This is a genomic window from Arthrobacter sp. 10N410 (assembly GCF_056394945.1).
The window spans coordinates 735,959-761,044 of the sequence record NZ_JBFTIP010000001.1 but is presented as its reverse complement, the minus strand read 5'-3'; the positions used below and the strand labels follow the sequence as shown (position 1 = coordinate 761,044).

The 25,086-nt window shown below is 66.3% G+C and carries 22 protein-coding genes and 1 pseudogene; 8 read left to right on the top strand and 15 right to left on the bottom strand.

Annotation, left to right across the window (positions count from 1 at the left end; genetic code table 11):
- Window positions 1–3 precede the first annotated feature (3 nt).
- Window positions 4–771 (bottom strand): LOG family protein, encoded by a 768-nt coding sequence (locus AC1DB8_RS03635; protein ID WP_476892293.1) that lies wholly within the window; start codon window positions 769–771, stop codon window positions 4–6.
- A 299-nt stretch (window positions 772–1,070) separates the two neighbouring features.
- Here AC1DB8_RS03635 and AC1DB8_RS03630 point away from each other — a divergent pair, with 299 nt between their 5' ends.
- The 4 genes and pseudogenes from AC1DB8_RS03630 to AC1DB8_RS03615 form a co-directional block, all read left to right on the top strand.
- On the top strand, window positions 1,071–1,826 hold the full coding sequence (locus AC1DB8_RS03630) for an amino acid ABC transporter ATP-binding protein (protein WP_441417176.1): 756 nt from the start codon (window positions 1,071–1,073) through the stop codon (window positions 1,824–1,826).
- A gap of 88 nt (window positions 1,827–1,914) precedes the next feature.
- Complete coding sequence (locus tag AC1DB8_RS03625; RefSeq protein ID WP_441417175.1) at window positions 1,915–2,796, top strand: glutamate ABC transporter substrate-binding protein; 882 nt, start codon at window positions 1,915–1,917, stop codon at window positions 2,794–2,796.
- Between the two features lie 100 nt (window positions 2,797–2,896).
- Window positions 2,897–3,547, top strand: coding sequence for an amino acid ABC transporter permease (locus AC1DB8_RS03620; RefSeq protein WP_441417174.1), 651 nt, complete (start codon window positions 2,897–2,899; stop codon window positions 3,545–3,547).
- A pseudogene (locus tag AC1DB8_RS03615) lies at window positions 3,544–4,248 on the top strand (amino acid ABC transporter permease); the annotation flags it as partial. The gene AC1DB8_RS03620 and the pseudogene AC1DB8_RS03615, both read left to right, overlap by 4 nt.
- Window positions 4,249–4,330: 82 nt before the next feature.
- Here the strand turns inward: AC1DB8_RS03615 and dapE are convergent.
- Window positions 4,331–5,455: a succinyl-diaminopimelate desuccinylase gene (gene dapE, locus AC1DB8_RS03610; protein WP_476892192.1), complete on the bottom strand. Its 1,125-nt coding sequence runs from the start codon at window positions 5,453–5,455 to the stop codon at window positions 4,331–4,333.
- A 68-nt stretch (window positions 5,456–5,523) separates the two neighbouring features.
- Between dapE and dapD the strand changes: the two genes are divergently transcribed.
- Together dapD and AC1DB8_RS03600 are read left to right on the top strand one after the other, a co-directional pair.
- Window positions 5,524–6,534, top strand: a complete 1,011-nt coding sequence (gene dapD / locus AC1DB8_RS03605) for a 2,3,4,5-tetrahydropyridine-2,6-dicarboxylate N-succinyltransferase (protein ID WP_476892191.1) — start codon at window positions 5,524–5,526, stop codon at window positions 6,532–6,534.
- An 81-nt stretch (window positions 6,535–6,615) separates the two neighbouring features.
- A complete protein-coding gene (locus AC1DB8_RS03600; RefSeq protein WP_476892190.1) occupies window positions 6,616–7,467 on the top strand; it encodes a hypothetical protein in 852 nt (283 codons plus the stop codon).
- A 14-nt stretch (window positions 7,468–7,481) separates the two neighbouring features.
- Here the strand turns inward: AC1DB8_RS03600 and AC1DB8_RS03595 are convergent, their stop codons facing one another.
- The 5 genes from AC1DB8_RS03595 to fdxA all read right to left on the bottom strand — a co-directional run bounded on the left by AC1DB8_RS03595 (window position 7,482) and on the right by fdxA (window position 11,891).
- A complete protein-coding gene (locus AC1DB8_RS03595; protein ID WP_441417169.1) occupies window positions 7,482–8,093 on the bottom strand; it encodes a hypothetical protein in 612 nt (203 codons plus the stop codon).
- Window positions 8,094–8,151: 58 nt separating this feature from the next.
- A complete protein-coding gene (locus AC1DB8_RS03590; RefSeq protein WP_476892189.1) occupies window positions 8,152–8,814 on the bottom strand; it encodes a TetR/AcrR family transcriptional regulator in 663 nt (220 codons plus the stop codon).
- Window positions 8,815–8,888: 74 nt separating this feature from the next.
- Window positions 8,889–10,172 (bottom strand): citrate synthase, encoded by a 1,284-nt coding sequence (locus AC1DB8_RS03585; RefSeq protein ID WP_307034993.1) that lies wholly within the window; start codon window positions 10,170–10,172, stop codon window positions 8,889–8,891.
- A 231-nt stretch (window positions 10,173–10,403) separates the two neighbouring features.
- Window positions 10,404–11,552, bottom strand: coding sequence for a succinyldiaminopimelate transaminase (dapC, locus tag AC1DB8_RS03580; RefSeq protein ID WP_441417167.1), 1,149 nt, complete (start codon window positions 11,550–11,552; stop codon window positions 10,404–10,406).
- A 12-nt stretch (window positions 11,553–11,564) separates the two neighbouring features.
- On the bottom strand, window positions 11,565–11,891 hold the full coding sequence (fdxA, locus tag AC1DB8_RS03575; RefSeq protein ID WP_056737938.1) for a ferredoxin: 327 nt from the start codon (window positions 11,889–11,891) through the stop codon (window positions 11,565–11,567).
- 152 nt (window positions 11,892–12,043) lie between these two features.
- Here fdxA and AC1DB8_RS03570 point away from each other — a divergent pair, with 152 nt between their 5' ends.
- A complete protein-coding gene (locus tag AC1DB8_RS03570; protein ID WP_476892188.1) occupies window positions 12,044–12,292 on the top strand; it encodes a putative acetyltransferase in 249 nt (82 codons plus the stop codon).
- 443 nt (window positions 12,293–12,735) lie between these two features.
- Here AC1DB8_RS03570 and AC1DB8_RS03565 read toward each other — a convergent pair whose 3' ends face one another.
- The 3 genes from AC1DB8_RS03565 to typA form a co-directional block, all read right to left on the bottom strand.
- Window positions 12,736–13,545 (bottom strand): type IV toxin-antitoxin system AbiEi family antitoxin domain-containing protein, encoded by an 810-nt coding sequence (locus AC1DB8_RS03565; protein ID WP_441417165.1) that lies wholly within the window; start codon window positions 13,543–13,545, stop codon window positions 12,736–12,738.
- 323 nt (window positions 13,546–13,868) lie between these two features.
- On the bottom strand, window positions 13,869–14,246 hold the full coding sequence (locus tag AC1DB8_RS03560; protein WP_441417164.1) for a hypothetical protein: 378 nt from the start codon (window positions 14,244–14,246) through the stop codon (window positions 13,869–13,871).
- A gap of 27 nt (window positions 14,247–14,273) precedes the next feature.
- Window positions 14,274–16,202 (bottom strand): translational GTPase TypA, encoded by a 1,929-nt coding sequence (gene typA / locus AC1DB8_RS03555; RefSeq protein ID WP_441417163.1) that lies wholly within the window; start codon window positions 16,200–16,202, stop codon window positions 14,274–14,276.
- 289 nt (window positions 16,203–16,491) lie between these two features.
- Between typA and AC1DB8_RS03550 the strand changes: the two genes are divergently transcribed.
- The gene (locus AC1DB8_RS03550; protein WP_441417162.1) at window positions 16,492–17,310 is read left to right on the top strand and encodes an SGNH/GDSL hydrolase family protein; all 819 of its coding nucleotides are present in this window, start codon (window positions 16,492–16,494) and stop codon (window positions 17,308–17,310) included.
- A 148-nt stretch (window positions 17,311–17,458) separates the two neighbouring features.
- Here AC1DB8_RS03550 and AC1DB8_RS03545 read toward each other — a convergent pair whose 3' ends face one another.
- The 5 genes from AC1DB8_RS03545 to AC1DB8_RS03525 form a co-directional block, all read right to left on the bottom strand.
- Window positions 17,459–19,180, bottom strand: coding sequence for an ABC transporter ATP-binding protein (locus AC1DB8_RS03545; RefSeq protein WP_476892187.1), 1,722 nt, complete (start codon window positions 19,178–19,180; stop codon window positions 17,459–17,461).
- An 11-nt stretch (window positions 19,181–19,191) separates the two neighbouring features.
- Window positions 19,192–20,184 carry an ABC transporter permease gene (locus AC1DB8_RS03540; protein ID WP_441417160.1) on the bottom strand — a complete coding sequence of 331 codons (993 nt, stop codon included), beginning with the start codon at window positions 20,182–20,184 and terminating at the stop codon, window positions 19,192–19,194.
- A complete protein-coding gene (locus tag AC1DB8_RS03535; protein WP_441417159.1) occupies window positions 20,174–21,103 on the bottom strand; it encodes an ABC transporter permease in 930 nt (309 codons plus the stop codon). Before AC1DB8_RS03535 ends, AC1DB8_RS03540 begins: the two co-directional genes overlap by 11 nt.
- Before the next feature lie 215 nt (window positions 21,104–21,318).
- Entirely contained in the window at window positions 21,319–22,959 is a 1,641-nt protein-coding gene (locus AC1DB8_RS03530) for a peptide ABC transporter substrate-binding protein (RefSeq protein ID WP_476892186.1), read from the bottom strand.
- Between the two features lie 278 nt (window positions 22,960–23,237).
- On the bottom strand, window positions 23,238–25,064 hold the full coding sequence (locus AC1DB8_RS03525; RefSeq protein WP_441417157.1) for an ABC transporter ATP-binding protein: 1,827 nt from the start codon (window positions 25,062–25,064) through the stop codon (window positions 23,238–23,240).
- Window positions 25,065–25,086: the final 22 nt, after the last annotated feature.

The window sequence follows — 25,086 nt, the reverse complement described above, 5'->3', positions numbered from 1 at the left end:
TGCTCAGGACCGCGGGCCGTTAGCCGCGCCGTAGCTGCCGTTTCCAGTGCCGTTGGTCCCAGTGCTGTTGTTCCCAGTGCTGGGGTTGGTTCCGTTCGGGTTGCGGTGGCGGGCGGCGCCTTCGACGATGAGTTCGACGGCGAGCGCCGGGTCGTCGACGACCTGCACCAGGTCGAGGTCTTCCTCCGCCATCATGCCCTCGGCGACCAGGGTGGTCTGGATCCAGTCCAGCATCGGGCTCCAGAAGGCGGTCCCGATCAGCACGATCGGGAAGGAAGTCACCTTCCGGGTCTGGACCAGGACCATGGCCTCGAATAGCTCATCCAGGGTGCCGAGGCCGCCGGGAAGGACAATGAAACCCTGGGCGTACTTCACGAACATGGTCTTGCGCGCAAAGAAATAGCGGAAGTTGATGCCCAGGTCCACCCACTGGTTCATGCCCTGCTCGAAGGGCAGTTCGATCCCCAGGCCTACCGACACCCCGTTGCCCTGGACCGCGCCCTTGTTGGCCGCTTCCATGGACCCGGGACCGCCGCCGGTGATCACGGCCAGGCCGGCTTCGGCCAGTTTGCGGCCCACGTCGACGGCCAGCTCATAGTTGAGGCTGCCCGGCAGCGTCCGGGCGGAGCCGAACACGCTGACCGCCGGGCCAAGGTCCGCGAGGGCGCCGAAACCTTCCACGAATTCGCTCTGGATCCGCAGCACACGCCACGGGTCGGTGTGCACAAACTGTCCGGGGCCCTTGGTGTCCAGCAGCGTCTGGTCCGACATCGTGACCCTGGCAGCCTTGCGGCGCAGCTCCAACGGGCCCTTGTGCCGGATGCCGTTCGCCTGCGGGGCGTCCCGCCGCCCGGCCCCGGCGTTCGGTGCGGGGTTCTGCTCTGGCGTGGGCTGCTGCTCGGTACTCATGCCCATAGGCTAGCGCGGATCGGAAGGCCCGGCGCCGCGGCGCGGCGGGGCGCCGGGAGGGTGTGGTACGACCCTGACCTGCGGATATCTCTTGGGTCACGATGTTGACCAACTCCGAGTGATTGGGGTCATAATCCGCCAATGTTCGCTAGATTCTTCTTATGACTACTCAAGTGCCCGGCGATGCCCTCGTCTCCCTAAATGCCGTCAACAAGCATTACGGCCAGTTGCACGTCCTCAAGGACATCAATCTGAACGTCCGCAAGGGAGAGGTCGTTGTTGTCATCGGCCCCTCGGGCTCCGGCAAGTCAACGCTCTGCCGCGCCATCAACCGCCTCGAGACCATCGACGACGGCGTCATCACGATCGACGGCAAGGAACTTCCCGCGGAGGGCAAGGAACTCGCAAAGCTGCGCGCCGACGTCGGGATGGTCTTCCAGTCCTTCAACCTGTTCGCGCACAAAACGATCCTGGAAAACGTCACGCTAGGCCCGATCAAGGTCAAGGGGGTGTCCAAGGCCGAGGCCGACAAGGACGCCATGGCTCTGCTGGAGCGCGTCGGCGTCGGACACCAGGCACCGAAGCTGCCGGCCCAGCTCTCCGGCGGCCAGCAGCAGCGCGTGGCCATCGCCCGCGCCCTGGCCATGAAGCCGAAGGTGATGCTCTTCGACGAGCCCACCTCCGCGCTGGACCCGGAAATGATCAACGAAGTCCTCGACGTCATGATCCAGCTGGCCAAGGAAGGCATGACGATGATCGTGGTGACCCACGAGATGGGCTTCGCCCGCAAGGCAGCCGACCGCGTGGTCTTCATGGCCGACGGCCAGATCGTCGAGGACGCGACGCCCGAGGAGTTCTTCACCAATCCCAAGAGCGATCGGGCCAAAGACTTCCTGTCCAAGCTCCTGACCCACTGAGCCGGCAAGGCTCCGCACACCACCACTGAAATTCCGCAGATTCCGCACCCAGGCTGCCGCGAGGCGGCCGTCCAATGAAAGGAATGTCATGATGGCATTTTTGACCCGAAGGAAATCCCTTCTGGTGGCCGCATCCGCAGCTCTGGCGTTGAGCCTGAGCGCCTGCGGCGGCAGCTCCTCCACGACGAACCCGCCCGTAGCCGAGAAGCCGAGCTTCGCCGCCGACAGCACCATGGCAAAGCTTTCTTCTGCCGGTAAGATCACCATCGGCACCAAGTTCGACCAGCCGCTGTTCGGCCAGAAGGGCCTCGACGGCAAGCCTGTCGGTTTCGACGTTGAGATCGGCAAGCTGATCGCCGCGAAGCTGGGCATCCCCGCCGACAAGATCGAGTGGGTCGAGACTGTTTCCGCCAACCGCGAGCAGTTCATCAAGCAGGGCAAGGTCGACATCATCGTCGCCACCTACACGATCAACGACAAGCGCAAGACCGAAGTCGACTTCGCCGGCCCGTACTACGAGGCTGGCCAGGCCCTCATGGTGAACAAGGACAACAACTCCATCACCAAGCCCGAGGACGTCAAGGGCAAGAAGGTCTGCTCCGTGACCGGTTCCACCCCTGCCTCCACCATCGTGGAGAAGTACGGAGCAATCCTGGTCCCGGCCGCTACCTACTCGGCCTGCCTTGAGCCGCTGCGCAACAAGCAGGTTGAAGCCGTCACCACCGACAACGTCATCCTCGCCGGATTCGTCAACAAGGAGCCGGACGCCTTCAAGCTGGCCTCGGACGAGACCTTCACCAAGGAGCCTTACGGCATTGGCCTGAAGAAGGACGACAAGGTCTTCCGCAACTGGATCAACGACCAGCTGGAAGCCTTCGACAAGGATGGCTCCTACAAGAAGGCCTGGGAAGCCACCGCGGGCTCCGTCATCAAGACGGCCCCGAAGCTCCCCGCCATCAACCGCTACTAAAGCCGGATGTGGCGGCCGCCGGAAACCGCGGCACTCGCGCCCCGGCGGCCGCCACAGCCCCGCTAACGATTGAATCCCCTCAACGCAGCTGAAGGAACCTATGGACGTCATCATTGAGAGCCTGCCCCAATACTGGGACGGCTTTCTCAGAACCCTCTTCCTGGCAGTGGTCTCGGGAATCATCGCCCTTGTCTTCGGTACCCTGCTCGCAGCGGCCCGGGTCTCCCCCATCGCCGCGCTGCGCGGCTTCAGCATGGCCTACGTGGAGATCGTCCGGAACACCCCGCTGACCATCGCCTTCTTCTTCGCCGCCGTGGTGCTGCCCCGCCTGGGTGTCACGTTCCAGCAGTTCGAAGTCGCCGCCATCATCGCCCTGAGCGCCTACACCTCGGCCTTCATCGCCGAGGCCGTCCGCTCCGGCGTCAACAGCGTTCCCGTGGGCCAGGCCGAGGCCGCCCGCAGCATCGGCATGAAGTTCAGCCAGGTGCTCTCCCTGATCATCCTGCCGCAGGCCCTGCGCACGGTCATCCCGCCCTTGATCAATATCCTGATCGCCCTGGTGAAGAACTCCTCCGTGGCCGGCGCGTTCTATGTGCTGGAGCTCTTCGGCTACGGCAAGCAGCTCGCCAACGACCACGGCGATGCCGTCATGTGGGTCCTGGTGGGCGTCGCGTTCTTCTACCTGCTGATAACCGTCCCGCTTGGCTACCTCGCCAACGTGGTTGAACGAAAGGTGGCGATCGCACGATGACCTCAGTTCTCTACGACGTCCCGGGTCCCAAGGCCCGCCGCGTTTCCCTGATCGGTTCGGTCATCGGCGTCATTGTGATCGGCGCGCTCCTGGTCCTGGCCGTAATGACCCTGGCCCAGCAGGGCATCTTCGAAGGCCAGCGGTGGGCCATCTTCGGCCAGGCCGACGTTTGGACGCTGATCGCCAACGGCATCGGTGCCACGCTGAGCGCCGCCGCGGTCTCTGCCGTGATCGCCTTCCCCCTGGGCCTGCTGCTGTGCCTGATGCGGATCTCCGACGTCGCCTGGATCCGTGTCCCCACCCGCATCGTCCTGGAGTTCCTCCGCGGCATGCCGGTGGTCCTGATGATGCTGTTCGTGTTGCTCGTCTTTGCCACCAGCTCCTTCATCGCCGTCGTGGCCGGCCTGGTCCTCTACAACTCGGCCATCTTCGCCGAAATCATCCGGGCCGGCATCCAGTCGCTGCCCAAGGGCCAGCGGGAAGCCGGCCTCGCCATCGGCCTGACCAGCTTCCAGTCCCGGCTGACCATCGAGCTGCCCCAGGCCATCCGCCGCATGCTCCCCTCGCTCGTGGCGCAGCTGGTTGTCCTGCTCAAGGACACCTCGCTCGGATACATCGTGGCCTACGGCGAGCTCCTCCGCGCGGTGCAGGTCATGGCGGACTTCCTGGGTCCGCAGTTCCTCTTCCCGGTGTTCTTCGTGCGCTGGGGGGCGGCCCCCCGGGGGGGGCCCGCACCTCCTGCCTTTTTCCCGGACGGGCCAGCGGCGAATTGGTCCCGGCCGGCTATACTCCCAGCCAGCTCCGCAGCGCCCGCAGGCACTCGCGGATCGCGTCGGCGTCGACGTGCTCGTCGTCCTTGTGCGCCAGCAGCGCATCGCCCGGCCCGAAGTTCACGGCGGGGACGCCGAGCTCGCTGAAACGCGCGACGTCGGTCCAGCCGTACTTCGGCTTCGGCTCCGCGCCGACGGCGGCGACGAAGGACGCGGCGGCGGGATGGTTCAGGCCGGGCCGGGCCCCGTTCGCTCCGTCGGTGCGGACCAGGTCGAAGCCGGCGAGGAGTTCGCGGACGTGCTCCTCGGCCTGCTGCATGGATTTGTCCGGGGCGAAGCGGTAGTTGATCTCAACGACGCAGCGATCCGGAATGACGTTCCCGGCCGTCCCGCCGTTGACCCGCACGGCGTTGAGGCTCTCCCGGTAGTCCAGTCCGTCCACGGTGACGGTCTGCGGCTGGTAGGCGGCCAGCCTGGCCAGGATCGGGGCCGCAGCGTGGATGGCGTTGCTGCCCATCCAGGCCCGCGCCGAGTGGGCCGCCTCACCGAGGGTGGTCGCCTCGAAACGGATGGTGCCGTTGCAGCCGCCCTCGACGGTCCCGTCGGTCGGTTCCAGCAGGATCGCAAAGTCGCCCTCGAGCAGGCCGCCGTGGTTCCGGACCAGCCGGCCGAGGCCGCTCTTGACCCCCTCGACTTCCTCGTGGTCATAGAAGACGAAGGTGACGTCCTTATCCGGTGCCGCGCCGCCCTCGAACAGGCCCGCTGCCAGCGCGAGCTGCACCGCGACGCCGCTCTTCATGTCGGTGGCGCCGCGCCCGTACAGGACGCCCTCCCCCGGCGCCCCTGAGGGCCAGTAGGAGGGGACGGTGCCCAGCGCGCCCTCGGTGGTCGGCAGCGGGACCGTGTCCAGGTGTCCGGCGAGAATGACGCGCTCCGCCCTGCCCAGGTTGGTGCGGGCGATCATCGCGTCGCCGTCGCGGGTCAGCTCCAGCTGCGGGATGGCGCGGAGGGCATGCTCCACGGCGTCAGCCAGCCGGCGTTCCTCTCCGGAGACGCTGAAAATGTCGATGATGTCCGCGGTCAGCAGGGCAACGTCCTGGCGCAGGTCCAGGCGGGCGGGGGCAGTATGATCAGTCACCGTTCCACTGTATCTGCCCCCCCGTCACCGGTTTCGGGGAGCGAGGGGGCCGTCTATAGACTTGACGCATGACTGAAACCGCTTCTGCTGCTGTGCCCGACAACTCCCGCTCCGCCTACGGTTACGGGCTCGCAACCATCGCCACCCGCAACGGCACGGCCACGGTGCTGGACGTCTGGTTCCCGGCGCCGGCGCTCGGAACCGCTGCAGAGAACCTGCGCGACGTCGCGAACGCGGACCAGTCACTGCTCGACATCGCCGCACACGGCGCCGACGCGGACCGTGGCACCGAACAAAAGGTCGTTTTCGCGCAGATCCACCTTGACGAGGCGCCTGCCGACACCGCCGACGCGTACCTGCGCCTGCACCTGCTCTCCCACCGTCTGGTGCGACCGAACAGCATCAACCTGGACGGCGTTTTCGGCAAGCTGCCCAACGTCGTGTGGACCAACTTCGGCCCGGCCGCCGTCGAGGACTTCGAACTGACCCGCGCACGGCTGCGCAAACGCGGCGCGGTGACCGTCTACGGCGTGGACAAGTTCCCCCGGATGGTCGACTACGTCATCCCCTCCGGTGTGCGGATCGCCGATGCCGACCGGGTCCGCCTCGGCGCGCACCTGGCCGAGGGCACCACCGTCATGCACGAGGGTTTCGTAAACTTCAACGCCGGTACGCTCGGAACATCCATGGTCGAGGGCCGCATCTCCGCCGGCGTGGTGGCCGGCGACGGCTCCGACGTCGGCGGCGGGGCCTCCATCATGGGCACCCTCTCCGGCGGCGGCAAGGAGAAGATCTCCCTTGGGGAACGGGTCCTGCTCGGCGCCAACTCCGGCGTGGGCATCAGCATCGGCGACGACTCCGTCGTCGAGGCCGGCCTCTACGTCACGGCCGGAACCCGGGTGCGGGTGATCGGGCCGAAGGACGCCGACGGCGAGGACACCAGCCGGATCGTCAAGGCCGTCGAACTCTCCGGCGTCCCGAATCTGCTCTTCCGCCGCAACTCCTCCAGCGGCGAGGTGGAAGTACTGCCGCGCAAGGGCCAGACTGTCGAGCTCAATGAGGCCCTGCACGCCAACTAGGCGGCTGCCGCCAACCAGCCGGCTGAAGAACAAAACGGCTGAAGAACAAACCGGCCCGTCAGGGCTTGAGGGAGTAGTTACGTGGCACGCAGAGGTGGCTGGCGCCGTCGGATCGTGCTGTTGCTGACCCTGGCGATGGTGGCGGGGGCCATCTACACGGCGGTGGGATTCCTGCAGCGCTCCGAAACGCTGATCACGGAGCGCTGCACGGCGGTGGGCGCAGGCGGCGAAGATCTTGCCACCGACCAGGCCGCCAATGCCGCCCTGATCAGCGCCATTGCGGTCCGGCGCGGGCTGCCGGCACGCGCAGCCAGCATCGCCCTGGCCACCTCCATGCAGGAATCGAAGCTGCGCAACATCGGCCACGGCGACCAGGCCGGCCCGGATTCCCGAGGGCTGTTCCAGCAACGGCCGTCGCAGGGCTGGGGCACCGAGCAGCAGGTGATGGACCCGTACCACGCCACAAACGCCTTCTACGATGCGCTGGTGAAGATCCCGGGCTACGAATCGCTTCCCATCACGGAGGCCGCGCAGCGGGTCCAGCGTTCAGCGTACCCGGGCGCCTATGCCCAGCATGAGCCGATGGCCCGGGCCTTCGCCTCGGCGCTGACCGGGTACACCCCGCAGGGCGTCGATTGCTCGCTGCGCAAGCCGGATGCCGCCGGGGCCGCCGGGCAGGTCCGCCAGCGCCTGCTGGCGGCTTTCGGGAGCATCCCGGCGACGGCGGCCGGCCGGACGCTGACCATCCAGGTCCAGGGCAGCGAGGCGTGGGCAGTGGCGCAGTGGGCGGTGGCCAACGCCAAGGCCTTGTCCGTCACGGAGGTGCGGGTTGACGGGCAGGGCTGGACCAGGGTGTCCCACAAGGGCTGGCAAACCGCAGAAGGGCCTGAGGGGCAGGTCACCATTACGGTTGCCGATAAACCCGCGTCGTAGCTGCCGGGCCCCGCTCAGACCAGCAGTTCGACAACCGGCTGGACGTAGCTGCGGAAGAGCTCCGGTTCGGACAGCAAGGCCGAGCTCATGATGATCTTGTCCGGCTCCAGGTACCAGGCCCGGGGCTCGGCGAGCGGAAGCTCGATGATGGTCAGTTCGAAGTCGCGCGCGGCCCGGCCGACTTCCAGCAGCCGGTCATCGACCATGTCGGCGAGCACCTGGTTGGCCCCGCTGGCGTCCCGCTCGGCTTCGAGGGCAAGATACTCCCCGCGGCGTTCCCGGGCCCAGCTGAGGGCGGCGCCGAAGTGCGCCTGCAGCACGCGCCGGAGGGCCGGCGAGTTACCGAAGGCCCGGAAGCCAGGCGGACCAAGCTCGGGCTCCATCTCCGGGTGGGCCTTCAGGATCTGCGCCCACCAGGCTTCCCACTCGGTCTTGAGGGCCGGCATGCCGCCGACCTCGTCAATCAGGTGCGTATGGTCGGAGGAACGGATTTTCGGTGCCACGTGGGAGAGTGCGGGGTGGCCCGCGGTGTCCAGGCCGGCCGCGTCGCGGACGTAAAGCGCTATGAGCATGGGACCTGAGGTGTCCATGGTGATTCGCCAGCCGGGACCGCCTGTGTGGTGCATCCGATTGCCTCCCTTGGCATGACGTACTTATCCAGTCTATTCCTGAAGGTAGCGCACGTTAATGGCTGGCAGCGCGGCGGTCCAGGCTCGCCAGATGGGCTTCCAGTACATCGTGGCACATTTGCGCCGTCATCCATTCCGGCTGCAGCAAAGCGTGCATGGTAAGTCCGTCCAGGGTCGCCAGCAGCCGCTCGGCCTCGGTGACGAGCCGCTGCTGCCCCGGCACCTCCGTGCCGTCTGTGCCGTCGACGGCGGCCGTGCCGTCGGCCGTGGCCAGGTCCATCATCAACCGGCCCACGACGGCTGCCACCGTGCGGTGGCTGCGGTCGGCTTCCGCGGCGAGGAATGGCTTGGTCCGGGCCGCGTTCTTGAAGGCCATCCAGACGCAGGCATCCACGGCCCGCTCCTCATCCAGCGGCAGCAGTTCCCCCAGCAGGGTTAACACGCCTCGCCGGTGCTCGGCCGAGCCAGGGGCGGTTTCCGCCAGCCGGTCCTCGGCGGCGTCGAGCCGGCCGGCGATGCGGTCCACCACGACGCCGAAGGAGTGCGCCAGGAGTTCGTCGCTGCTGGCAAAGTAGTGCCGCACCGAGCCCACCGCCAGATCGGCTTCGTCCGCTACTTCGCGGAGGGAGGCCCGTTCCAGCCCGTCCGCCGCGACAATCCTGAAGACGGCTTCGACAACTTCCTGGCGCCGCAATGCAGCGTCGACAAATTTGGGCATTGCTCCTTTTTAGCACCGCCGGCCGCGCACCTCATGCTTGAGGTGCGCGGCCGGCGTCGTTAGCGGCTTCGAGCCTAGACCGAAGGGTAATTCCGTTCCGGCTCTCCCGTGTAGAGCTGGCGCGGGCGGCCGATCTTGGTGTTCGGGTCGCTGATCATTTCACGCCACTGGGCAATCCAGCCCGGCAGGCGGCCGATCGCGAACAGCACGGTGAACATCTTCTCCGGGAAGCCCATGGCCTTGTAGATCAGGCCAGTGTAGAAGTCCACGTTCGGGTAGAGCTTGCGCTCGATGAAGTAGTCATCCTGCAGCGCCTTCTCCTCGAGGCGGAGCGCGATCTCAAGCAGCTCGTCGTTGCCGCCGAGCTTGCTGAGGATCTCGTGGGCGGTGGCCTTGACGATCTTGGCGCGCGGGTCGTAGTTCTTGTAGACCCGGTGCCCGAAGCCCATCAGGCGGACGCCGTCTTCCTTGTTCTTGACCTTCTCCATGTAGTCCTCGGGCTTGATGCCGTCGGCCTGGATCTGGCGGAGCATCTTGAGCACGGCCTCGTTGGCGCCGCCATGGGCGGGGCCGAAGAGCGCGTTGATGCCGGCGGAGACGGAGGCGAAGAGGTTGGCGTTGGAGGAGCCGACCAGCCGGACCGTGGAGGTGGAGCAGTTCTGCTCGTGGTCCGCGTGCAGGATCAGCAGCAGGTCCAGTGCCTTGGCGACCACCGGGTCCACCTCGTACTGCTCGGCCGGGAGGCCGAAGCTCAGGCGCAGGAAGTTCTCCACGAGGTTGTGGGAGTTGTCCGGGTACAGCATGGGCTGGCCGACGGACTTCTTCAGGGCGTAGGCGGCGATAACCGGCATCTTGGCCAGCAGCCGGTAGGTGGAAACCTCAACCTGCTCGGCGTTGAACGGGTCCAGCGAGTCCTGGTAGAAGGTGGACAGGGCGGACACGGCGGAGGACAGCACCGGCATCGGGTGGGCGTCGCGCGGGAAGCCGCTGAAGAAGCCCTTGAGCTCCTCGTGCAGCAGGGTGTGGTGGCGGATCCGCTGGTCGAACGCTTCCAGCTCGGCCGGCGTCGGCAGGTTGCCGTAGATCAGCAGGTAGGAAACTTCCAGGAAGCTGGAGTGCTGGGCGAGCTGCTCGATCGGGTAGCCCCGGTAGCGCAGGATGCCGGCGTCACCGTCAATGTAGGTGATGGCCGAGGTGGTGGCCGCGGTGTTCATGAAACCGGGGTCGAAGGCAACGGCGCCGGTCTGCTTCAGCAGCTTGGAAACGTCGTAGCCTTCGTTTCCTTCAACAACCTTGATGCGCGGGAGCTCGAGCTCGCCGCCCGCGTGACGCAGGGTTGCGCTGGTGGTCTCAGTCATGGATTCTCCTCATGAGGCGTCTGGGCCCCTGTTGAAAGCTTGATCCAACATCTGGTGAAGCCGCCCACGGAACCTGTATCTGGACACGGATTCCAACGGCTGCGCTGCCTTCTTGTGGAAAGCCACCATTGATAGTCAGTTAAAAACTACCGTCAGTTCGCGGGTGGCACTAATCCGAGGCGATTCCAAGGCGACCAAATCCCGCATCTTGTGGCCCTCCTCACAGCATTGTTACGGTCCCGTAGCCAGCCGCTCGACGGCGGCGTCGATCCGCTCGTCACTGGCAGTGAGCGCCACCCGGATGAAGCCGTTGCCGGCGTCCCCGTAGAAGACACCGGGACCGACGACGATTCCACGGTCGGCGAGCCTGCCCACGGTGTCCCAGGTCGCCTCGCCCGCCGTGGCCCAGAGGTACAGTCCGGCGCGGGATTCACGGATGTCCAGCCCGAAACGCTCCAGTGCCGGGACGATCCGTTCGCGCCGGCCGCGGTACAGGTCCTTTTGCGCCGCCACGTGGGCGTCGTCGCCGAGGGCCACCCGCATGGCCTCCTGGACCGGGTACGGCACGATCATGCCCGCGTGTTTGCGGCTGTTCACCAGGTTGGCCATGATCGCGCCGTCGCCGGCCACGAAAGCGGCGCGGTAGCCGGCGAGGTTGGACTGTTTGCTCAGCGAGTAGACCGCCAGGAGGCCCTCATGGGAGTCCCCGGCCACCCGGGGGTCAAGGATGCTGGGGACCGGCTCGCCGCCGCGCTGGACGTCCCATTCGCCCCAGCCAAGTTCGGCGTAGCACTCGTCGGAGGCGACCACGGCACCAAGTTCCCGCGCCTGGCCGACGATCCGCTGCAGCGACGCGACGTCACGCACGCTGCCGGTTGGATTGGCCGGGGAGTTAATCCAGACGAGCCGGACGCGCGAGCGGGTGTCGGCGTCGAGTTCGTCGAGGTCGTCCGCGGCCACGTGCTCGGCGCCGGCGAAGGTGGCCCCGATGTCGTAGGTGGGGTACGCGACGGTCGGGCGGACCACGACGTCGCCGGCCCTGAGCCCGAGCAGGAACGGCAGCCAGGCCACGAGCTCCTTGGACCCGACGGTGGGCATCACGTTCTGCGGGTCCAGTCCGGGGACGCCGCGGCGCCGGTCGAACCAGGCAGCGATCGCTTCCCGGAGCGCCTGGGTGCCGTGCACCGTCGGGTAGCCGGGCGCATTGGCCGCCGCCCGGAGCGCCTCCTGCACCAGGGCCGGCGTGTCATCCACCGGGGTGCCGATCGAGAGGTTGGCTACGCCCCCCCGGTGCGCCGCGGCCCGCGCGAGATACGGGGCCATGGCTTCCCACGGGTAGTCGGGCAGGCTGAGGCCGAAGCTGCGCACCGCAGAAGTCACCGGAGCGCCGTCCTAGTTGTCTTGGTTCTGCGGGGGCAGGGCGGCGATCATCGGGTGGTCCGTGTGGGTGTTGCCGATCTTGGCGGCGCCACCCGGCGAACCGAGCACGTCGAAGAACTCAACGTTGGCCTTGTAGTAGTCGGCCCACTCCTCGGGGGTGTCGTCCTCGTAGTAGATGGCTTCGACGGGGCAGACCGGCTCGCAGGCACCGCAGTCCACGCACTCGTCCGGGTGGATGTACAGGGAGCGCTCACCCTCGTAGATGCAATCGACGGGGCACTCTTCAATACATGCCTTATCTTTGACATCTACACACGGCTGCGCGATTACGTACGTCACGTCCCTGGCCTCTCCACGTTGGTTCCGGCGTCCCGCCGGATCTTGCTCCCGGCCTGAGCGCCGGGCTACTGACTTCCGAGCCTATTATCTCCCAGTCTGATCCCGCGAACCTAGCCGGGCGTCACAGAGCCCGCGCGTCCTACTATGAACGGGTGAGTTCACCGATCCCCCAGCCGCAGCAGTTCCTCTCCGATGCGCCCCTGGGCACCCGCGTGGTGGTGCGGTACCGGATCGAGGGAGGCCTCACGGACGCGATCGGCGACCTCGTGGGGAAGGCCGACGGCGGCTGCACCGTCCGCACCCGGCGCGCCGACGTCGTCATCCCGCTCCGGCTCGTCGTGGCGGCCAAGGAAGTCCCGCCCGCCCCGCCCCGCCGGCCCCGGGGACACGCCCAACCGTAGCCCCGGCCGCCGGACATGCCCACCCCCCCTGCCCGCCCCGCCGGACATGCCCACCCCCTGCACTGAGCAATGGACATAACACGTATATGTCCATCCCTGACGGGAAGCGGGGAGCATGCCCGTTGCGAGCCCACCCGGCCCCCGCGGAACATGCCCACCCCTAGCTTCGAGCAATGGACATACTGCCCATGTGTCCAGCCTTGGCCGGGAGCGGGGAGCACGCTCATTCTCCGCGGTCGCCGACGGACATGTCCTCGCCTAGAGCCGAGCAATGGACATATTGTCCATATGTCCATTGCCGGCCGCGAGCACGGAGCATGTCCGTCCCGCGCCCGACCGAGCGCGGAACATGTCCATCGACGATGCTGCAACGCGGACAAGTCCAGTGCCGGCAGGGGTGCACACATCCTGCGAGCTGCTTTGCTCGGCCCGGACGACCGGCGTCAAGCGGCCGCTGAGAGCCGGTTCAACGCCTCACGGACCATGGCTATAAATTCCTGAGGACGATATTTGAGCAGAGGGTAGGTCACGACCAGGGTGGGTACGCCCAACCGGACAGTGACATTCCACCGCCGTCGGTCTTCTTCGAAACTTGCGCGGTCCATGTGAAACCCGGCACCGTCGGTCTCAATCCCGAGCCGGCCGTCCACCATGAGGTCCAGGTGGCCCATTCCGGGGATGTTCACCTGCGACTCAACATGAAAGCCCGCCCGTCGCAGGAGGAACCGCGCCATGCACTCGATGACCGACTGCGACTGCGGAACGATAGCCGCAGCAATTCTGCGCTCCCGGGCGTCGCTTCGGCCGGCCAGCCGCTGTCGGAGCGCTGACAGCGGAAGGCCCTTGAGGACGACGGCGGATTCGGCGAGTGCCAGGCCCTCCAGTTCCGGCAGGCAGCGCAGGCTTTGGACCACGGTGTCCAGCAGTGTCGGCGGTGCCGCAGACCGGTGGCAGACAAAGCCCGGGTAACTGCGGCTGTGGGGCAGCGCTACATGCGGCTGCTTGGGCGCTTCGAGCACCCAAAGTCCACTAAAGTGCGCGGCACTGACACAGGCGGGCTCGGCGGGCAGGGAACGGATGGCGACCAGTTGCGGATCCGCGCCCGGTATTGCGTATACCCCGCGGGCGACTCGGGCGACACTTCCGTTGGCGAGAGCGGCGTTGAGCTGGAAGCTGGATATTCCGGCCGCCGCGAGATGCTTGGCGCGGGCCACGCCGTCGTGCTTGGACATGACTTCACTGACTTTGACCATGGGCCCATGATCTCTATGCCGGCCGCCCCGGAGCAGCCCCTTCTTCCGGTATGTGCACAAGTGCATGTCCATGGGTAGGCGCCGCCGTTGGGCATGTACACCGGCGGGATCGGGACATGTCCGTTTGGCAGGTCCCGGGACTGGGCATGTCCATTGCTCAGAACGGGACATGTCCGCTGCCGGGCCCGAGCGGTGGACATAGTGCGAATATGTCCACCCCAGCGGCCGAAGGATGGGCATGTCCCAAGGGGGCAGGTGCGGAGGATGGGCATGTCCACCCCGGGGAGCGGAGGATGGGCATGTCCCCCGTGGGTCCGGCTCCGCTACCCCGCGTGCCGTGCGTAGCGGCGGCACCAGACGAGCATGGCCACTGTGACCGCGCCCGCGCCGAAGATCCAGAGATTCCCGGCGAGGTCCCCGATGATCAGACGCTTGCCTACCTCGAGGGTGGACCACCAGCCTGTCAGCGCGTAGCATCCCGCGCCGCAGACCGCCGTCGGGACGAGGGAACGGAAGGCGGTCCCGAGCAGCAGCTCCACGGACGCCAGCAGGACCAGCGCGGCGACAGCGCCCCAGGGAAGGTCGACGCCGGCCACTGCCAGATGCTGCCGGTGCAGCGCGGTGCCAGCCAGGGCAACAAAAAGAGCTGCCGGAAGGGCGGCGGCAATACCGCCTGCCCTTCCGGCAGCTCTCTTAGTCACGTCTCAGCCGAAGCCGGTAGACCGGGATTAGACCTTGGCGCGGGCGCGGTTGGACTTGGCCCGCTCGTTGGTGTCGAGGATGACCTTGCGGATGCGGATCGACTCCGGGGTGACCTCGACGCACTCGTCTTCGCGGGCGAATTCGAGGGACTCTTCGAGGGTCAGGTCGCGCGGCGGCGTCAGGTTCTCGAAGGTGTCCGAGGAAGCGGCACGCATGTTGGTGAGCTTCTTTTCCTTGGTGATGTTGACGTCCATGTCATCGGCGCGGGAGTTCTCGCCGACGATCATGCCCTCATAGACCTCGGAGGTGGGCTTGACGAAGAAGGAGCCACGCTCCTGCAGGTTGATCATGGCGAACGGGGTCACAACACCGGCGCGGTCGGCGATCATCGAACCGTTGGTGCGGTACTCGATCGGGCCGGCCCACGGCTCGTAGCCTTCGGAGATGGAGGCGGCGATGCCGGCGCCACGGGTGTCCGTGAGGAACTTGGTGCGGAAGCCGATCAGGCCACGGGCCGGAACGATGAATTCCATGCGGCACCAGCCGGTGCCGTGGTTGGCCATGTTGGTCATGCGGCCCTTGCGGGCTGCCATGAGCTGGGTGACGGCGCCGAGGTACTCTTCCGGCACGTCGATGGTCATGTGCTCCATCGGCTCGTGGATCTTGCCGTCGATGGTCTTGGTGACAACCTGCGGCTTGCCCACAGTCAGCTCGAAGCCTTCGCGGCGCATCTGCTCGACCAGGATGGCCAGCGCGAGCTCGCCACGGCCCTGGACTTCCCAGGCATCCGGACGCTCGGTGGGGAGCACCTTGATCGAGACGTTACCGATCAGTTCCTTATCGAGGCGATCCTTGACCTGACGTGCGGTGACCTTCGCGCCCTTGACCTTGCCGGCCAGCGGCGAGGTGTTGATACCGATGGTCATGGAGATGGCGGGGTCATCCACCGTGATCAGCGGCAGCGGCTGCGGGTTCTCGGCGTCGGTCAGGGTCTCACCGATGGTGATTTCCTCGATGCCGGCGACGGCGACAATCTCGCCCGGGCCCGCGGACTCGGCCGGGACGCGGTCCAGTGCCTTGGTGGCGAGCAACTCGGTGATCTTGACGTTCTTCAGCTCACCGTTGGCGCGAGCCCAGGCCACGGTCTGGCCCTTGCGCAGGGTGCCGTTATAGATACGCAGCAGGGCGAGGCGGCCAAGGAACGGGGAGGCGTCAAGGTTGGTGACGTGCGCCTGCAGCACACCGTTCGGGTTGTAGGTCGGCGCCGGGATGTGGTCGATGATGGTCTGGAACAGCGGCTCCAGGTCCTCGTTCTCCGGAGCGGTGCCGTCAGCGGGCTGCTCGAGCGAAGCGCGGCCGACCTTGGCGGCGGCGTAGACGACCGGAACGTTGAGGATCTTGTCCAGGTCCAGGTCCGGAACTTCGTCGGCGAGGTCGGAGGCCAGGCCAAGGAGCAGGTCCATGGACTCGTGGACGACTTCCTCGATCCGGGCGTCGGGGCGGTCGGTCTTGTTGACCAACAGGATCACCGGGAGGTGCGCGGCGAGGGCCTTGCGCAGCACGAAGCGGGTCTGGGGCAGTGGGCCCTCAGAGGCGTCGACGAGGAGGACGACGCCGTCGACCATCGACAGGCCGCGCTCGACCTCACCGCCGAAGTCGGCGTGGCCGGGGGTGTCGATCACGTTGATCGTGATGGTCTCACCGTGCGAGGACGGACCGTTGTAGGCCACCGTGGTGTTCTTGGCCAGGATGGTGATGCCCTTTTCGCGTTCCAGGTCACCGGAGTCCATGACACGGTCTTCGAGGTGGTTGTGCTCGGCAAAGGAGTTGGTCTGCTTGAGCATGGCGTCGACCAGAGTGGTCTTGCCGTGGTCAACGTGGGCCACGATCGCGACGTTGCGCAGGTCACTGCGCGATGCAGTGGCTACCGCAGTGTTGGTGGTGGTTTCAGACATGCGTTATTGCTCGATTCAGTGGTGAAGTCAGCTGTTGTATCGCGACATTTCCAACCGGAACGCACGACAGGTACGGCCCTTTGACACAGGGCGCCTTCATCCATTCTAGACGCTAGGGCATTTATTGGCCTAAAATCCCAAAGCGCCCCTCCCCCCGGCCTGTTACCGAATCGTGAGTCCCCCACGCTGTCAGGTGACCAAAGTCACTGGTGTTCGGGCCGGGCATGCCGCATTATTGCTGGAGTAACTACAAACGCGGGGGAAGTCCGACATGCCAAGCGTCCAGAGGATGGCCCGTATCATCCCGCCATTTCTCGCCGCAGCCCTCTTCCTTGGCGGCTGTGCCCCGGCGCCCGACGCAGCCGAGTTGCCCAAAACCTCAGACCGCGTGAAGGAGCTTCCGGTGGCCGCGGCGGCGGGCCCGGGACAGCCCGCGGCAGCAGGTTCCGTCCGCAAGAAGACCGCAGCGGTGAATCCGGACAGCCTGCCTCCGGGCTCGGTCTACCGGAACCCTGCCAACGGCAGGGACGAAGTCATCGTCGAGGACATTTCGAGCACCGCCGTCTTGATCGGCGATTCCCAGTCCGAGCCTTCGGAGAGCTGGCCCCGGCTTGCCCTCGGGAACCTCGGCTACGACGTCGTGTTCGGCGGCGGAAGCGGCACCGGGTTCGTGGCCGGCAACGGCACCCGCGGAAACTACATCGACGGCCTCGAGAACGGGGACTGGCGCCTGCCCTACGGCGCGCCACCGCTGGTCGTCATCGAAGGCGGCGGAAACGACGCCGCCAGGGGCGCCTCAAATGTCGACATTGCTGAGCACGCCGAGCGCCTGATCCAGGCCATCGAGGACCGCTACCCCGCCGCCGAGGTGGTGCTGGTCGGGACCCTGGCGCGGGGCGCCCAGGCCGGCGGCGGGCGCCGGACACAGGTGGACACCCTGCTGGGCGCGGTTGCCAAGGAGTACGGTCTCTCCTTCGTCAGCGTCGGCGACTGGCTGACCCGTTACGGTCTCGCCCGGTACCTGGCTGACGACCGCCACCTGAATGCAGAAGGGCACAGGCTCGCGGGGGCCCTGCTAACCAAGCGGCTTGAGGCCCTCGACCTGTAAGGACTGACACGGGCCCACGCCGGCTAGGACCGTCAGCCACCAACCAGAAAACAACCAAGAAACAACCAGCCAACGCAAGAGCCGGCGCCCACCCTGGGGTGGACGCCGGCTCTTGTGTTTTAAGGCTTGCTCTTGCCGCAGCCTATGGCTAGGCCGTTGCCACCTCGGGGGGCAGCATGAGCTTGGCGCCGGGAATCGCGTTGAGCAGGGCCTTGGTGTAGTCCTGCTGCGGCGAGTCGAACACGTCGTCGGTGGAACCGGTTTCGACCAGCTTGCCCTTCTCCATCACGCACACGTGGTCGGCGATCTGCCGGACCACCGCAAGGTCATGGGTGATGAACAGGTAGGTCAGGCCCAGCCGGGACTGCAGGTCTGCAAGCAGGTTCAACACCTGCGCCTGCACCAGCACGTCGAGCGCCGAAACGGCCTCGTCGCAGATGATCACCTCGGGGTCGAGGGCCAGGGCGCGTGCGATTGCCACGCGCTGGCGCTGGCCGCCGGAGAGCTCGTTCGGGTACCGCTGCATGGTGGACTGCGGCAGCGCCACCTGGTCCAGCAGTTCCCGGACCTTCTTCTCGCGGCTGGCCTTGTCCCCGATCTTGTGGGTCCGCAGCGGTTCCTCGATGGTCCGGAAGATGTTGTACATCGGATCGAGGGAACCGTAGGGGTCCTGGAAGATCGGCTGCACGCGGCGGCGGAAGGCGAAGATCTCCTTGCTGTTCAGCGTGGAGGTGTCGACGCCGTCGAACACGATCTTGCCCGAGGTGGGCTGCAGCAGGTTCAGCACCATCTGCGCCACCGTGGACTTGCCGGAACCCGACTCCCCCACGATCGCCGTCGTGGTTCCGCGCTTGACGCTGAAGGAGACGTCGTCCACCGCGGTGAAGTCGGTGGCCCGGCCGAAGCCGGAGCGCAGCTTGAAAACCTTGCTCAGGTTCTCAATCTGGAGCACCTCGTCGGGCATGCTCGACGCGACGACGACGTCCTCGGCCGGCGCCAGCAGATCCTCCGATTCGACGCCCAGTTCCTTGGCGGCCTGGATGCGCCGTGACGCCAGCGACGGCGCCGAGGCGACCAGCCGCTGGGTATACGGGTGCTGCGGGTTCTGCAGCAGCTCCAGCGAGGGACCGGATTCAACGACCTGCCCGCGGTACATCACCACGACCTTGTCGGCACGTTCGGCAGCCAGGCCCAGATCGTGCGTGATCAGCAGGACGGCCGTTCCGAGTTCGGTGGTCATCTTGTCCAGGTGGTCCAGGATCTGGCGCTGCACGGTCACATCCAGGGCCGACGTCGGCTCATCGGCGATGAGCAGGCGCGGCTGGCAGGACAGGCCGATGGCGATCAGGGCACGCTGGCGCATGCCGCCGGAGAATTCGTGCGGATACTGGTTGGCGCGGCGCGCAGCATCCGGCAGGCCGGCCTCGGAAAGCACCTTCGCGACGTCGTCCGGGCCGCTGGGCAGCCCGTTCGCCTTCAGTGTTTCCCGGACCTGGTAACCGATTTTCCAGACCGGGTTGAGGTTGGACATCGGATCCTGCGGCACCATGCCGATGCTGTTGCCGCGCAGCTCGATCATGCGCTTCTCCGAGGCGAGGGCGATGTCCTCGCCGTCGAAGATGACTTGTCCGGCAGCCACCCGGCCGTTGCCCGGAAGCAGGCCGATGGCGGCCAGCGCCGTCGTCGACTTGCCGGAACCGGATTCGCCGACGATCGCGACGGTTTCGCCGGGCATCACGGTGAGGTGGGCGTTGCGGACGGCGTTGACCTCGCCGTTGCTGGTGGTGAAGCTGATTGCCAGGTCCTTGATTTCAAGGAGCGGGCGCCCGGCCGCCGCGCCGGCTTCGTGGATTTCGACAGAGGCGTTCATGGCGTCCCCTTTCATCGCTTGCGCGCTTTGGGATCGAGCGCATCACGCAGGGCGTCGCCCAGCATGATGAAGCTCAGGACGGTGATGGACAGCGCGATAGCCGGCCAGAGCAGCGGCATCGGGTTGGACCGCAGGGACGCCTGCGCTGCCTGGATGTCATTGCCCCAGGACATGACGCTCGGCGGGAGGCCGATGCCGAGGAACGACAGGGTGGATTCCGCGACGATGAAGGTGCCCAGCGAAATGGTGGCCACGACGATGATCGGCGCGAGCGAGTTCGGCATGACATGGCGCATCAGCGCGCCGAACTTGGAGACACCCAGGGAACGGGCGGCAGTCACGAAGTCAGCGTTGCGGACCTCGATGACGGCGCCGCGGGTGATGCGCGCGATCTGCGGCCAGCCGAAGGTGACCAGGATCAGCACGAGCGTCCAGGCCGTGCGGTTGGCACGGAACACCGGCAGCTGCATCATCACAATGGCGCCGAGGATCAGCGGCAGGGCGAAGAAGATGTCGTTGATGCGGGCCAGGATGGAGTCCACCCAGCCCCCGTAGTAGCCGGCGAGGGCCCCCATGATGCCGCCGATGAGGAGGACGCCGAGGGTGGTGAAGAGGCCCACGGTCACCGAAGAGCGCGTGCCGAAAATGACGCGCGCATACACGTCGCAGCCTTGCTGGGTGAAGCCCAGCGGGTGCCCGGCCGCCGGTCCGGCGTCGGAATTGGCCAGCTGGCATGCCTCGGAGGCCGGATCAATACCGGAAAAGAGCGAGGGGAAGAGTGACACGGCGACGACGACGAGGATCAGGAACGCGGAGATCAGGAAGAGCGGCTGCCTGCGCAGGTTCTTCCAGGCCTCGCCCCAAAGGCTCAGCGGGGCCTGGTCTTCCTTGACCTTGTCGGTTGCCTGCAGCGGTGTTTCGGCAAAGTCGGCGACGAAGTGTTCGACGTGCCGCTTCGCCGGCGCCGCAGGGCGCAGGTCTGGGGTCATGTTCTCAGGCGTCATAGCGGATCCTTGGGTCAAGCCAGGCGTACAGCAGGTCTACAAGCAGGTTGGACACGACGTAGATCAACACGAGCACCGTGACGATCGAGACGACCGTGGGGCCCTCACCCTGCGTAACGGCGCGGTAGAGCCGGTTGCCGACACCGGGGACGTTGAAGATGCCTTCGGTGACGATGGCTCCGCCCATCAGGGCGCCCAGGTCGGCGCCGAGGAAGGTGATCACCGGGATCAGCGAGTTGCGCAGAATGTGCACGCGGACCACACGGAAGCGGGACAGGCCCTTAGCCGTGGCGGTGCGCACATAGTCGGCATTCATGTTTTCGATGACGGATGTCCGGGTGAGGCGCAGGACGTAGGCGAATGAGCCCAGGCCGAGGACGATCGCCGGCAGGATCAGGTCCTGCACCGTGGCGGCCGAGCTGACGGTGGGCTTGGCCCAGCCGAGCTGGACGCCGATGGTGAACTGCAGCAGGAAGCCGAGCACGAAGATCGGGATGCCGATCACGATCAGGGAGGCGATCAGGACCGTTGCGTCGAAGAACTTGCCCTTCCGGAGGCCGGCGATCAGACCGAAGATGATGCCGAAGACGGCTTCGAAGATCAGCGCCATGACGGCCAGCCGGGCCGTGACCGGGAAGACCTCGCCCAGCACGGCGGCGATCGGGCGGCCGGAGAAGTCCTGGCCAAGGTCGAAGGTGAAGATCCCCTTGAGATACAGCAGGTATTGGATCCAGAACGGCTGGTCCAGGTGGTACTGCTCGCGGAGCTGGGCCGCGACGGCCTGGTTGACCGGCTTGTCGCCGAAGAGTGCCACGATAGGGTCGCCAGGCAGGCTGAAGACCAGGAAGTAGACAAGCAGCGTGGCGCCCAGGAAGACCGGGATCAGCTGCAGGAAACGCTTAAGGATGTAGGTCGCCATCAGCGAAGGACACCCCCGTCAGCAGGCATCCTGTCCAAGGATGCGGCGGAGTTGTTCATCAAAGAACCTTTTCACTATGGGTGCAGCCGTCGCCGGTGCGGTCACGGCGGGCCGGCTGCGAAGACACCGGCCGAAGGCTGGTGCTTAGAAATTGGGGTGGAAGCAAAACAACGGCGGAGGCCCCAATCCAGGCAGCCCCCGCCGTTGTTCAGTTGTTACTTGCCAGTGATGTTGTAGTACAGCGGGACGCCGTCCCAGCCGTAGTCAACGTTGGTGACCTTGTCGCTCCAGCCGCCCTGGGCAACCTGGTACCACAGGGGGATGGCCGGAAGGTCGGTCAGGAGGGTTTCCTGGGCCTTGTTCATGGCCTTGTTGCCTTCGCTGACCGAGGAAGCGGCGAGACCTTCAGAGATGGCCTTGTCGAACTCCTTGTTGGCGTAGCGGGCGTCGTTCGAGCCTGCACCGGTCTTGTAGATCGGTCCGAGGAAGTTGTACAGCGACGGGTAGTCGGCCTGCCAGCCGGCGCGGATCGCACCGGTCAGCGTGCCTGCGGTGGCGTCGTTGCGGGCTTCCTTGAAGGTCGCGTACGGCTTGCCCTCAACCTTGATACCCACGGTGTTCTTGAGCTGGTTCACAACAGCCTCGACCCATGCCTTGTGGCCGCCCTTGTCGGCGTTGTAGGCGATGGTGAAGGTCTTGTTGGCGTCCCACTTCTGGATGGCGTCAGCCTTGGCCCAAGCGGCCTTGGCCTTGTCGGCGTCGAACTTCAGGTTCTCGGAACCCGGGATCGAGTCGCTGTAACCGTCCAGGACGGGGGCGGTGAAGTCCTTGGCGGGCTGGCGTGCGCCGCTGAAGATGACCTTGGTGATTTCATCGCGGTTGATGGCCATGGAGATGGCCTGGCGGCGAAGCTTGCCGGCTTCCCCGCTCCACTCCGGCAGGTATTCCGGAATCGCGATGGTCTGGTTGCCGGCGTACGGCTTGTTGATGGTGCGGTCGCCCAGGTCGGTCTTGAAGTTCTTCAAGGCGCTCGTGGGGATGGTCTGCAGGATGTCCAGGTTGTTGGACAGCAGGTCCTGGTACGCGGCGTCGTCGTTCTGGAAGATCTTGAACGTCACGCCGGCGTTCTTGGCCTTGCGGGGGCCGTTGTAGTCCGGGTTCGGGACGAGCTGGATCTGCACGTTGTGCTGCCAGCCGCCGTCGGCCAGCTTGTACGGGCCGTTGCCGACCGGCTTCTCGCCGAAGCCCTTCGGGTCCTTCAGCGCACCGGAGGGAACCGGAACGAAGGCGGTGTAGCCGAGGCGCAGCGGCCAGTCGGATTCCGGCTGCTTGAGTTCGACGGTGAAGGTCTGGTCGTCGACGACCTTCAGGCCGGACATGGTCTCGACCTTGGAGCCTTCGGCGCTGGCCTCGTCGTAACCCTTGATGCTTTCGAAGAAGGCGCCGCTGAGCTGGGCGTTCTTAGCGGCCGCACCGAAGTTCCAGGAGTCGACGAACGACTTGGCGGTGATGGCCTCGCCGTTCGTGAACTTCTGGTCCTTCTTGATCTTGATGGTGAAGTGCTGGCCGTCCTTGCCTTCGATGGACTCGGCCAGTTCGTTCACGGGCTTGCCGCTGGGGTCATAGCTGACCAGGCCGGCGAAGATCATGTCGATGACCTTGCCGCCGCCAACTTCGTTGGTGTCGGCCGGCATCAGCGGGCGCTGCGGCTCCGAGCCGTCGGCGATGATGACCTTGCTGGCGTTGCCGCCGGTGCTGCCGCCGGCGGTGTTAGAACCGCCGCCGCCGCAACCGGTCAGGGCCAAAGCGGCGATAGCCACCATGCCCAGTGCTTTGGAAGTGCGCGAAAAACGCATTCCGCCTCCTAAGAGTTGTGGGAGTTCGTGCGGGAGAGACTTGTGCTTCCCGGCAGGCCCGGGCACAGAGATATCCTGTGACGTGGCCTACATATGGAAGTAGCCTAACCGCAAAAAGTCCGAATGGTGGAACTCCGTTGCCAAACCGTGACTCGACAACGTCGTGACGGCTAGCGTCAATCGCAACGTATTTCAAGTCACACATTACTGGCTGGTACCATTCGCTCCCGGCGGCTCCTGGTTATGGCCCGTTAACCGAAAATCTCCCGCGGAACCCCTTAGCTGGCGCCCGAGAGCAGCTGGGCGCGCAGCTCCCGCCGCTCCCGCTGCTTCTCCGGATCCGGCAGCGGCACAGCGGCCAGGAGCCGCTGGGTGTAGGCCTCCTGAGGGTTCCGGAGGATCTGGTCGCGGGTGCCCTGTTCGACGATCCGTCCGCGCTGCATCACGCAGATCCTGTCGGCCAGGACGTCGACGACGGCCAGGTCGTGAGTGACGAACAGGCAGGCGAAGCCAAGTTCCTTCTGCAGGTTCTGGAAGAGTTCGAGCACCTTGGCCTGGACGGACACGTCAAGGGCCGAGGTAGGTTCGTCGGCCACCATCAGCTTCGGCTTCAGCGACAGGGCCCGGGCGATGCCCACGCGCTGCTTCTGGCCGCCGGAGAGCTCGTGCGGGTACCGGTTGCGGTAGTCGCGCGGCAGTTCCACCTGGTCCAGCAGCGCCTCGATCCGGGACTGCAGCGCGGCGCCCTTGGCGACGCCGGCGAGGAACATCGGTTCGCCGATGCTTTCGCCGATGGGCAGCCGCGGGTTCAGCGAGGATGACGGGTCTTGGAAGACCATGCCGACGTGCCGGCGCATTTCGTGCAGCTGGCGGCCGTTCTTCTTGGCGGCGGAGATGTCCTGCCCCACGACCTTCATGGTGCCCGCCGCCACGGGGAGCAGGCCGACGGCGGCACGCCCGATCGTTGTCTTGCCGGATCCGGACTCCCCCACCAGGCCGACCACCTGGCCGGGGTAGATCGCGAGGTTGGCGCCCTCGACGGCGCGGAAGGCCGGCACGCGCCCCTGCTTGGGGTACTCGATGGCGACGTCGGTGAGTTCCAGCACCGGTTCGCCCTGCGGCTTCACCGTCTCGGCGGCGGACAGCGCGGCGGCGTTTTCGCGCTCGCGGCGGAGCAGCTCCGAACGCGGGACCGCCTCAAGGTCGGCGTGCGTCGCCGCCGCGAGGGCCGCGGTCACGTCAACCTCGTCGTCGCTCGCCGCACCGCCCTGCCCGAGGTGCGGGACGGCGGCCAGGAGGGCCTTGGTGTACTCATGCTGCGGGTTGTGGAAGATCTGCTCCGCGGTGCCGGTCTCGACGATCAGCCCCCGGCGCATGACGGCGATCCGGTCCGCGAGGTCCGCCACGACGCCCATGTCGTGGGTGATCAGCACAATCGCACTGTCCAGCTTGTTGCGCAGGTTGCGCATGAGGTCCAGGATTTCCGCCTGGACGGTGACGTCCAGCGCGGTGGTGGGCTCGTCCGCGATCAGCAGCTTCGGGTCGCAGGAGAGCGACTGGGCGATCATGGCGCGCTGCCGCTGACCGCCGGAGAGCTGGTGCGGGTAGGACTTGAAGGCCTTTTCCGGGTCCGGCAGCTCCACGAGGTCGAGCATCCGCAGGGCACGCTCCTTTGCCTGGTCGGGCGAGACCTCATTGTGCAGCCGGATGGTCTCCACGATCTGCGCGCCCACGGTGTACACCGGGTTCAGGGCCGTCATGGGCTCCTGGAAGATGACTGCGACATCCTTGCCGCGGACCGCGCGGATGTTGGCCTCGTTCCCGCCGAGCAATTCCTTGCCGCCAAGTTTCACGCTGCCGCTGACCCGGCTGTTGCTCGGTAGCAGTCCCAGCAGTGCCATCGAGCTGGCGCTCTTGCCGGAGCCGGACTCCCCCACGATCGCCAGGACCTCACCGGCCCGAACCTCGTAGTTCAAGCCGATCGCCGCGGGAACCCACTTCTTGTCCACGCCGAAGTCGACGCTGAGGTCCCGGACCTCCAGGACGGTGTCACCTTTTCCGGGCGCGGGAGCCGGGGCGGGATCCAGGGTGATGAAGTCAGTCATGATGGGTTTTTCCTTCCACCCG